Source organism: Nostoc sp. PA-18-2419 (genome assembly GCF_005869855.1).
GTDB lineage: Bacteria > Cyanobacteriota > Cyanobacteriia > Cyanobacteriales > Nostocaceae > Nostoc.
Genome location: NZ_SZNH01000001.1, coordinates 20,225 through 31,009 on the forward strand (window position 1 = coordinate 20,225; position 10,785 = coordinate 31,009).

The 10,785-nt window shown below is 39.1% G+C and carries 8 protein-coding genes and 1 pseudogene; 4 read left to right on the forward strand and 5 right to left on the reverse strand.

Annotated features, from left to right (window positions below; genetic code table 11):
• Positions 1–370 precede the first annotated feature (370 nt).
• Positions 371–1,288: an alpha/beta fold hydrolase gene (locus FCR06_RS00125; protein ID WP_138496845.1), complete on the forward strand. Its 918-nt coding sequence runs from the start codon at positions 371–373 to the stop codon at positions 1,286–1,288.
• Between the two features lie 1,550 nt (positions 1,289–2,838).
• Here the strand turns inward: FCR06_RS00125 and FCR06_RS34690 are convergent.
• The 5 genes and pseudogenes from FCR06_RS34690 to FCR06_RS00145 form a co-directional block, all read right to left on the reverse strand.
• Positions 2,839–2,979, reverse strand: a pseudogene (locus FCR06_RS34690) (IS5/IS1182 family transposase); the annotation flags it as partial.
• Between the two features lie 40 nt (positions 2,980–3,019).
• Positions 3,020–3,178, reverse strand: coding sequence for a hypothetical protein (locus FCR06_RS32285; protein ID WP_189523277.1), 159 nt, complete (start codon positions 3,176–3,178; stop codon positions 3,020–3,022).
• Between the two features lie 30 nt (positions 3,179–3,208).
• On the reverse strand, positions 3,209–5,377 hold the full coding sequence (locus FCR06_RS00135) for a peptidase domain-containing ABC transporter (protein ID WP_138496846.1): 2,169 nt from the start codon (positions 5,375–5,377) through the stop codon (positions 3,209–3,211).
• Between the two features lie 137 nt (positions 5,378–5,514).
• Positions 5,515–7,179, reverse strand: a complete 1,665-nt coding sequence (locus FCR06_RS00140; RefSeq protein WP_138496847.1) for an HlyD family efflux transporter periplasmic adaptor subunit — start codon at positions 7,177–7,179, stop codon at positions 5,515–5,517.
• Between the two features lie 978 nt (positions 7,180–8,157).
• The gene (locus FCR06_RS00145) at positions 8,158–8,895 is read right to left on the reverse strand and encodes a diacylglycerol/polyprenol kinase family protein (RefSeq protein ID WP_138496848.1); all 738 of its coding nucleotides are present in this window, start codon (positions 8,893–8,895) and stop codon (positions 8,158–8,160) included.
• A 61-nt stretch (positions 8,896–8,956) separates the two neighbouring features.
• On the opposite strand from FCR06_RS00145, the gene yidD reads away from it, so the two are divergent.
• The 3 genes from yidD (at position 8,957) to ychF (ending at position 10,775) form a co-directional block, all read left to right on the forward strand.
• Positions 8,957–9,193, forward strand: coding sequence for a membrane protein insertion efficiency factor YidD (yidD, locus tag FCR06_RS00150; RefSeq protein ID WP_138496849.1), 237 nt, complete (start codon positions 8,957–8,959; stop codon positions 9,191–9,193).
• A gap of 227 nt (positions 9,194–9,420) precedes the next feature.
• Positions 9,421–9,645: a hypothetical protein gene (locus tag FCR06_RS00155; RefSeq protein ID WP_138496850.1), complete on the forward strand. Its 225-nt coding sequence runs from the start codon at positions 9,421–9,423 to the stop codon at positions 9,643–9,645.
• 38 nt (positions 9,646–9,683) lie between these two features.
• Positions 9,684–10,775, forward strand: coding sequence for a redox-regulated ATPase YchF (ychF, locus tag FCR06_RS00160; RefSeq protein WP_138496851.1), 1,092 nt, complete (start codon positions 9,684–9,686; stop codon positions 10,773–10,775).
• Positions 10,776–10,785: the final 10 nt, after the last annotated feature.

Here is a 10,785-nt window from a genome sequence, read left to right on the forward strand (position 1 = left end):
TTTCAAAACATTAGTTCTGTACCTCACTTAACTGGGAATTGCTATATCAACAAGCTCTAAACTGCCTATGATAGATACAGCACATTGGATAACGCTGGTATTAGACGCATAGAAGTTTTCGTGGTATATGTCTAAGTTATTACCACAAGAAATTTAGTTTGAAAACCTCATAAAATTTAGGTAAAATCAACAGAATTTTGCTGAAGTTTGCTACTGGAAATCTGGTGTAGTTGAATAAGAATATAAAATTAAAAAATAAACTCTTTTTGACTGTTACTCTTTGCACCATTGTTGCCTCTGTTTGAGACTAATTCATATTTCTACTCAGCAGTGCCAAAAATCTTTTACCCTTGCGTGGATTAAATTTCCCATGACTACCTCAAGTTCAAAAACAGCACTTACGTCTACAAAAACCTGGATTTGGCAAGGTTTCCCTATCTGCTATCAAACCGAAGGAACCACTGGCCCAGCTGTTGTTCTGGTGCATGGATTTGGCGCTTCTTGGTGGCACTGGCGGAAAAATATTCCTGCATTAGCAAAGAATTGCCGTGTTTATGCGATTGATTTAATTGGTTTTGGAGCTTCAGCCAAACCCGAACCTGGTGAAAAAATTGCCTATACTCTAGAAACCTGGGGACAGCAAGTAGCAGATTTTTGCCGCGAAGTAGTGGGTGAGCCAGCTTTTCTAGTTGGAAATTCCATTGGCTGCATTGTAGCGATGCAAGCAGCAGTGAGTCAGCCAGATATTGCTTTAGGAGTTGCTTTGCTCAACTGTTCTCTAAGGTTGTTGCACGATCGCAAACGGGTAACTTTACCTTGGATTCGTCGTGTAGGAGCGCCTTTATTGCAACGCATGTTGTCTGTTAAACCAGTTGGCGAATTCTTTTTCAACCAAGTTGCTAAACCAAAAACAGTACGGAAGATTCTACTCAAAGCCTATGCCAACGCAGAAGTAGTGACAGATGAATTGGTAGATATTCTCACTTCTCCAGCAAGCGATCCTGGTGCTGTGGCTGTGTTTCTGGCATTTACTTCTTATTCTACAGGGCCGCTACCGGAAGACCTTCTACCACAGTTACCCTGTCCGGCAATTATTTTGTGGGGAGCAGCCGATCCTTGGGAACCTATTAAATTGGGTAGAGAATTAGCTAACTTCCCGCAGGTACAAAAGTTTATTCCTTTAGAAGGAGTGGGACATTGTCCGCAAGATGAAGCGCCAGAGTTGGTTAATCCGATTTTACAAGATTGGATTTGCGAGCGAAAATCGGTAATAGACTCGGAAAGTTAAAGATATAATTTACATCAAGCTAATCCAAAAATTTTTAGAACACACATTGGAAATTGATTCTTTTATTACAATAAATTAAAGGGTAAATAGAAAGATAGATGCTATCGGGAGCATCTATCTTTCTTAGCTACAGTCGTTTTATTTCATGCATGAAGAGAATATAGCAGACGGCTCAAACTCTCTTTGAAATTGATTTATTTTTAGCGAGTTATATGAGTCTTATACTCTCTCCACTAATTGCAAAGTTGAAATTAAAGGATTACCCAATCCTTAAGCTTTGCTAACTTAAGATCAATAGAAGCGTCTTCCGAAGAAGCGACCTCCGAACAAGCGACCTCCGAAGAAGCGACCTCCGAAGAAGGGGGGTCTATAAAAACCAAAACCGTATATTCCCCCAGATATAACCTGCTGTTCTTGTGTAGGTAAATCCACAAGCAAATCAGACACGATCATTTGATCTGACATAATTGTTTGCCTCACTTTGGTACACAGGTATTAGACACATGAGTAAGAAAACCTAAGTGAATAGTACCTTTGCTTTCATTTGTACATATATTTTTTATATATTAACTTATCCTAAAGTTATATATTAATCAGCTATATTTTTGTCATTTTCTCATCCTAATGACTGTTATAAATATAGAAAGATAGATGCTAAAAATAGTATCTATCTTTCTATATTTATAGACTGTTAAAATCATACGTTAAGGCTGGATAAAAGACAAATAAAAATATTGCTCAAAAATTAATTTTTCTTGAGTAATCTATTAGCAGTATTATCCTTAATAGTTACAAAATTTAAATAAGAAATGTCTTTGTCCAATAGTTAACAAATTTTAGATTTTAATTTTTTGATTTTAGTTTAACCCCATCAATTAACCAATTAAGCTCAAAGATTTTTAATTTTATATTTGTGTCACCCCTTTCTTATGTTAGCGTAGCGGGACGTTAATCAGGGATAAATCAAAATAATATAAAATTGGCACATTTAAAACTATTTGTATTTGAACTAAAAGGGAAATAAAAAGGTAATTGCTATCTCTATTGCCTACCTTTTTTATCTGTAGACAATTGATTTAATCTCTTAATACAATATAAAAAAATGCCCAGAATCTGTCTCAAAATTTCATTTATCTTGAGTGAATTATTAGAAAATAGCTAAATTTCAAATCAATAAATTATTTAATATATTATTAGCGATAAAGTTGTTAAATTTACTCCTGAATGGATTAGAATAGACCTCTTACAAAAGTCACTCAGGCAAATTCGGTTTGGGAGAGATGAAGCTCGTAATTGTAGAGAGCAGCAATCAGATTAAACCTCAAACTAAATCTTTTTCGACGATTCCTATAAGTAAAGGACAAAATTTTAAATACCTTCAGCAACAGAAGTACATGCTCACTTAAAACTCTAATTTTCGCTAATTATTGATTACTCTTTTTATCTTCATAAGTTAACTTACCTCCTCTGGACTTTTTCTTGAGAATGCGACTATTAGAATGTAATTTTTCAAGACCTTGATAACCTTTATCTGCCAAGCATTCTATGTCTTATCTCAACCTAAGCTTACTGTTTTTAAATATACAAAAATCATGGTCTCTACCTTTGCCATGAGCAGTGCAGATAATTTGACCATTCACTTGGTCTACCACTACTTGTGACTTCAGTGTATGCTGTTTATTTTTACCGCTGTAGAACTTTTTTGTGAAGAGACATCACCATTTGCAAGATTTAATGTATTGTCTGCCTTGGTTGTAATATTAGTTTGCTGAAGAAAAAATTGCCTTCACCTGGCATATTTGTGATTTGCCCAGCGGCTAGGGTTTTCTGTTCTTCTTCAGACAAATAACTGAACCATTCAGGATTTTGGGATTTGGGATTTTCAGACATAGTTTTATCTGCTCATACAGAGCGTAATTTTTACAGTGACAAAAACTTTAAATGTTCTCCTTGTTGAGAGAGAAAAGTCTCAAGGGTACCTTGTATTTGCACTTGACCTTTATCTAGTAGCACAATCGAGTCGGCTCGATTAACTACACTCGGACGATGGGTAATCAAAATCGTAGTTTTGCCTTCTCTATATTCCAAGAGTCGGTCTAGTACGTGAGATTCGCTGACTGGATCGAGTCCGGCAGTTGCTTCGTCTAAAATGAGTATAGGTGGATTAGTGAGGATGCCTCTGGCGATCGCTAATCGTTGTCTTTGTCCACCAGAGAGATTTGCCCCAAATTCCCCTAAAACAGTTTGATACTGATTCGGAAGTTGACTGATAAACTCATCTGCATCAGCTATTTGACAGGCTTTGATAATTTCTTCAAAGGAAATGTAAGGCGTTCCTAAGCGGAAGTTTTCCAAAATCGAGCGACTCCAGAAATGAGGTTCTTGGGGCACATAAACCACTTGTTGTCGCAAACAATCCAGGGAAAGGTCTTGGATGTTATAAAAGCCAATGCGAATATTGCCAGAATTAGGCTGATATAAACCTGCAATTACTTTTGCCAAAGTACTTTTTCCACAGCCGGACTTACCAATCAAAGCAGTTACTTTTCCTCCTAGAAGCTTGAGAGAAAAATCGTCTAATAAATCAACTCTGCCAGCGTGGTTAAATTGCACATGAGAACAGCGAATGTCTGCATCACCAGAGATTTGGACAACTGGCTTTTCACTACCTCCAACTACTTCCGGCGTAGCATCGATAACTTCCAGCAGGCGAGAGACTGCTGTTTGAGAGCGAAAATATTCATCGACGAAGTTAATTAAAGAATCAATTAAAGTCAGAACATTCACCTGTAAGGCGTTAAAAGCCAGCATTTGACCGATGCTCAACTCTCCTTGAATTACCAAAATGCTTCCTAGTCCAAGTAAAGTCACACTGCCGATAGTAGCTAAAAGTTTAGCAATAGTACCGTTGATAATTCCGATTTGGATGGTGCTGAAACTTAAATTGGCAAGGCGACCAAAGCGGCTTTGAAATTCATCCCAAAATTGCGGTGCAGCATTTGTGGTTTTAATCACCTGCGCTCCCTTAAAAGTTTCCACCAAAATGCCTTGATTTTCCGACCCCAAAACCAACAGACTGCGCGTTTTTTGTTGGAGGATGGGCAAAAAAGGTAGGGTAGACAACCCCATTAAAGCCGCAAATAGAATGACTGCTAGTGTCAGTTTCCAGCTATAAAACAGCATCAAGCAGAAAGATATGACTGCAATAAAAAATTGGCTGGGTAAAAGAACTACAATCTGCGATACCAATTGGTTGATTTCATTAATATCTCTGAGTCTGCTGGTGATTTCACCACTGCGTCGAGCTTCGTAGTAATTTAAGGGTAACTGGAGAATTTTTCGGGCAAACTCCAAAACTAATCCTAATTGCAGTCGTTGACCAAAATGAGCAATCATCGTGCTTTGTAATACTTGCAGACTACTGCTGAACAAGCTCATAACCACAACGGCTGAAACCACAACAGTAAGTAAGTGGGTATCCCCACGCACAAGCACATCATCTGTGAGCAGTTGGATGAGGACGGGAGTACCTAAAGCAAGTAAACCCAAGACAATATTGATCGTCAAAACCTGAGTCAACAACCCACGATAAGCTAATATCCGGTGAAAAAAGCGTGTTAAACCACCTTTTGCTTCTTCTTGGGGTTGCTCAAAAAAGCGGTCTGTATCTGGTTCGACTAATAACATTACCCCATTCCAAGCCGATGTCAACTCTTCTCGGTTGACATAACGGATGCCCACTGCGGGGTCGGCAATAACGTAATTATTGCCTCGTTTGTCGTATAAAATAACCCAATGGTAACCCCGCCAATGGATAATTGCTGGTAATTGTATTTCTTTGATTCTGTCTATGATCGCAGGTGCAGCTTTAACTGCTCTGGCATTAAAACCCAGAGCCTCAGACCCACGTTTTAAACCCAGTAAAGTTGTTCCTAGCTGTCCAGTCCCAACGGCATCTCTACTGCGACTGATACTTAAGAAACGTCCATAATGTTTGCAAATTGAAGCCAGACAAGCTGCCCCACAGTCTTCTTCATTCAATTGGGCAACACATTGATAATTTTGACCGAGTTTAAATAGATTAAACATGTTCATCTTTAATAATTTGTAATTCCAGGAGAATTCAGAAGTAAAGAGCTAGAATGGTTCAAAATTCAGGGTACTAGAGTGTATTATTTTTATTGAAATAACTAAGCTTGGCTTTAAAACTCTTGTGGATTCTGAATTCAAAATTGTCCAATTAATCTGGCTTTTCTGAGAATGAATTGAAGTACAGTTTCTCGGCGGGAAATAATATCAGATCTACCTTCCATGCCTGATTTGAGATAACATTGGCGATCGCCTCTACCTACATATGGAGTTTGTGGTTCAATAGTTACTTCGTAACCCGCTACTTCGGCTACATCTAAATTTGCAGTGTTTTTGGCAGGTGGTAGGGCGTCTGGGGCAATTGTTTTCACACTGCCGTTGAGGATACCGTAGTCTGGATACGGACAAGCAGAAACTTGCATTTGGACTTTTTGTCCTGGTTTTACCTTGTCAATATCTTGAGCTGGCACGCGAGCTTTAATTAGTAATGGTGCATTTAGAGGAGCAATCTCAGCAATAGATTCGCTTGATTGCACTACCTGTCCTGGGTTGCGAAGATGCAATTGCAGTAGTGTGCCAGTGATTGGCGACCGAATCACACTTTGATTGAGGTCGGTTTTTACCTGTTGCAGTTCTTTGATACTGCGAGCAATTTCCTTTTGAAGTTCGAGGCGTTGCTGAAGTAGAGTTTCTCGTTCTTTTTTCAAAGCAGCTAGGCTACCTTCACCTCTAGCCTGTTCCTGCTTAATTTTTTCAGATGCAACGGTTACAGCAGTATTACTAGGATTAATGGCAGTTTTAGCCTTTTCTAGGTTCGTTTGGGCGACCTTTAAGGCTTGTTCTTTGTCCTCTTGAATATTTTTGGCGTTGTCTCTGGCTTGTTCTAGCTTGGCTTGGGTAGATATAATTTCTTGTTGTTTTTCTTCTTGGAGATTTTTCGCGTTGTCTTTAGCTTGTTCTAGTTTTGCTTGGGCAGATATAATTTCTTGTTGTTTTTCTTCAAAGAGATTGCGAGAAATAGCTCCTGATACAATTATTGGCTGCAAGCGATCGCGTTGCACCTTGGCTAAGGTTAAAGCAGCTTCGGCTTCTTGTATTGTTGCGGTTAAAACTTTTTCTTGTTGTAATCGCTTACGTTGGATTTTGGCTAAAGTAAAAGCAGCTTCAGCTTCTTGTATAGTTGCCTTTGAGAGTTTTTGTTGGTGCGATCGCTCTTGTTGTACCCTAGCCAAATTCAAGCCTGCTTGTGCTTGTGCCATCTCAGCTGTAGCTATAATTTGCTGGTCTTCATAGTTGCGTTGGGTATCATGTAACTCGGCTTGTGCAGCTAGAATTGAGCGGTCATTTAAGCTTGTCTGCGCTGCAATCTGAGTCTCAATTTCACGCAGCTGAGCATCAATTTGAGTGAGTTGTAATTGACTTTGCCTGATACTACTTTCTTGCTGACTTTTTTGAGTCTGGAGGCGGGAATCATCAATTTGAGCAATAGGTTGTCCCTGAGTTACTATTTGATTTTCCTGAACATCAATGTTTTGAACACTTCCAGTCATTGCAGACTGAACAACCCGTAGTTCTCCCACTGGTCGAATACTTGCAGGAACTTTCACCGTCACGTTGTAATTGAGAACAGATGTTAAAGTCACTCCTACTACAAAAGTAGTCAGTAAAACTCCCGTACTGATGTTAGTCCATTTGCTAATACCAGGGAGAAACTCGTTACCTTCGACCAAATTAAGTTGCTCTGGTGATGGTTCATTAAATCTATTCCAAAAATAGTTTTCTTCGGGGCGTAAGGAGTTCACGACATTACACCTTTTGTTTTAATGGATACATCAAAATTTGCAAATTCATTATCCCGCCAAATTATCTTGGCGAACTTTAGCGAGCTGTTTGATCAATTTTGCCAGGTTCGTAGTTAGCAATTTACCGTTCTCAAACACTTCCTTTTGTTTTCAAAACAGCAATAACAAAAAATTCTACAACTCCATCTAAAAAAGTTTTACTTCACTACTCTTTTTTCAAATTAAAATTCTATCAATTTACTTGATTGCAGATTGAATTTCATCTGAATGGTGCAGCAAAATTCTTACACATGTTTAAGTGAAGATTTCAATAAACCTTTGAAATATTTAATTATTACAGCTATTAACTTAGAGATTTTACGTGAGGAAAAAAAGAAGCAAAATCCCAAAATTCATCGTTAACTCTTGAGTATTTTAAAAGTAGCACTCATCTTCGTTTGATAACGAATTTAGATAATAATGATAATTTTTTAAATTTAAGTTTTGAACGAACAATTCTAAATTTACTGTTGTTCCTTATCTAATAACTCAAGCAACAATTCAGATGTAATTATTTGATGTAACACGATTGTTAGCCTCACTGACGAAATCAGGTGTTTCACTACCTAAGACCCAACTATAGGCATTGTTTGTCAGGATTTCATAAATCTGAAGACATAATTCAAAATTGCATTTTTGTTTCTCAAGATAGATATAAAATCTTCTATCTATTTTATATGTAGCAATACGTAGAGCAGATACGGTCAATATTCAGTCTTTGGCTAAGCTAAACCACATCTAGTTTGGATATCTAAAATTTATATAACTCTTGTGGAGTGGGCAAGATGCCCACTCTAATTATGCAAGTTAAATGTGGAACAGCTTAACTATAAGAATCATATTTGATTTTTGAACAAGATTAGGTATTGTAGTGGCGTAGTAAAGCTGAAATATTGCGTTAGCCAAGCATAACGCAGCAAAGCTGAGTTTTGTTAAAAATCAAAGCCGATTACTATAAAAGACTAACTGACTTAAAAAGAAGGCAAGACTTGCACTTCCTAAAGGAACTGTCAAATTGTCAATACCCAGAAATGAAAAAGCTTCTAAAGCAGTAGCAATCAATGCTACTAACAGTGATATTGTCCAAGTTTGCCAACTATTTCCTTGAGTTGCGACTAAAATCAAACTGCTGACAAGATAGCTAACAAGCATCATAGTCAAAGAGCCTTCCCAACTTTTTTCTGTCCCAGAGACTTTGTACTTGTGTTTACCAAAACGCTGCCCGATTAAAGCTGCTAATCCATCTCCCCAAGTCATAACTAAAATTCCTAGTGCTGCGTATTGCGGTTGTTGCAAGTACCAGAACCAGGCAATTAAAATACCGATACTAACAGAGTAAAAAAATGTGCCGAAACTTTGGCGTCCAACGCTATTAATACCTGGAAGAATGGGAAATCGGTAAGATAGTAAAGTGATTGCGCTTGCTAAAATTGAGGCTGTAATCCCGATGCTAGCAGGAATATCTAGCCACCAAGCGAGTAATATTACGTTACCAGTGCCAATATGAACTATCTTGCGGACAATTTCTGGTTCGCCATTAGCGAAGCGGTTTACCAGCCATGCAATCAGGAGGATGAATAACACCCAAATTGCAGCAATGCCTACGGTAGGCTTTGTCAAGGCAATTTGCAGCCATAAAACTGGAATTGAGGTGAAGTGAGAAAATGTAATCAACAAAGATGGAATAAGATGAAAATTTTTACCTCTATAACTAATTTATAAGATTTCGGTGACTGTAATGAAACTATTATTAATTTGGCTGATTCGCGGCTACCGAATGTTTATCTCCCCATTGTTTCCTCCCAGTTGTCGTTTCCAACCGACTTGTTCGATGTATGCCATTCAAGCTGTTGAACGATTTGGAGTCTTACGTGGTAGCTGGATGGCAACCCGACGAATTTTGCGCTGTCATCCGTTTCATCCAGGAGGTTACGATCCGGTGCCAGAAGTGGTAGAAAAAGTGAGACAAGAGTAGTCTGGGAGATAGGGAGGTGGGGAAGGTGGAGCCCCCTCTGGGGATAAGGGGTAATGGGGAGACAATCAAAGAAGTTGGAGTAAAGACTTCCTCCGTTGCCCTTTGGAGTTGCTATAAGCACCCAAACTTTGCCCAAGTTTTGCGGGTATAGTCTTTTGGGGAGATGTCAAGGGCAGGGTTTGTCATCTAGTTTGGGAACGTTGAATAATCTAAAATTTAGACTGATCATGATTAATTCCACAGATATTTATATACCCGACCCCGATCCACAAATTCCCACTCCTGGGCCGAATCCCTTACCGACTCCGGAACCTATACCGGGGCCTGCACCAGAACCAGTACCCGCTCCCATTCCTCAACCAGTACCGGGGCCAGTACCAGAGCCAGTACCCGCTCCCATTCCTCAAACAGTTCCAGGACCAATTCCCCAAACCATACCGGAACCTGTTTGAATTAACTTGGTAATATAATCCAAAATCCAAAATCCAAAATGTTAAGAGCCGGAATTGTCGGACTTCCCAACGTCGGAAAATCTACTTTATTTAATGCTGTAGTTGCTAATGCCAAAGCAGAAGCGGCTAACTTCCCTTTTTGCACGATTGAACCGAATGTCGGCGTTGTCGCAGTACCGGATGAGCGGTTAGGTGTTCTTGCCAAAATTGGCAGTTCGGTACAAATTGTATCGGCGCGTGTTGAATTTGTGGATATTGCTGGTTTAGTTAAAGGTGCAAGTCAGGGTGAGGGACTAGGTAATCAATTCCTGTCCCACATCCGGGAAGTTGATGCGATCGTCCATGTGGTACGTTGTTTTGAGAATGATGATATTATCCACGTTGCTGGTTCTGTTGACCCAGCGCGAGATATTGAAATCATTAATTTAGAGTTAGGCTTATCAGATTTAGCACAAATTGAACGGCGAATTGAGCGCACTCGCAAACAAGCTCGCACCAGTAAAGATGCTCAGTTTGAAGTCACAGTTTTAGAAAAATTAGCTGCGGCTTTAAATGAAGGTAAATCGGTGCGTCAGGTGAGTTTGAATGAAGAAGAAGCAGAAATTATTAAAGGATTAGGACTACTGACTAATAAACCAATTATTTATGCTGCCAATGTATCTGAGGATGACTTGGCAACAGGCAATTATTTTGTGGAAAAAGTACGGCAAATTGCAGTAACAGAGAATGCTCAAGTTGTCATAGTTTCTGCTCAAGTTGAAGCTGAATTAGTCGAATTACCAGATGAAGATAAAGCTGATTTTCTGGCGTCTTTAGGTGTGAAAGAAGGCGGTTTGAAATCATTAATTCGTGCAACCTACACCCTTTTAGGCTTGCGGACATATTTTACCTGTGGCCCGAAAGAAACTCGCGCTTGGACAATTCATGCGGGAATGTCTGCACCTCAAGCCGCAGGCGTAATCCATAGTGATTTTGAAAGGGGATTTATCCGTGCTGAAACTGTCGCTTATAAAGATTTGGTAGCTACTGGTTCGATGAATGCTGCCAAGGAGAAAGGATTGGTTCGCAGTGAAGGTAAAGAGTATCTTGTGCAGGAAGGGGATGTAATGTTATTCCGCTTTAATGTGTAAGTGGGAGTAA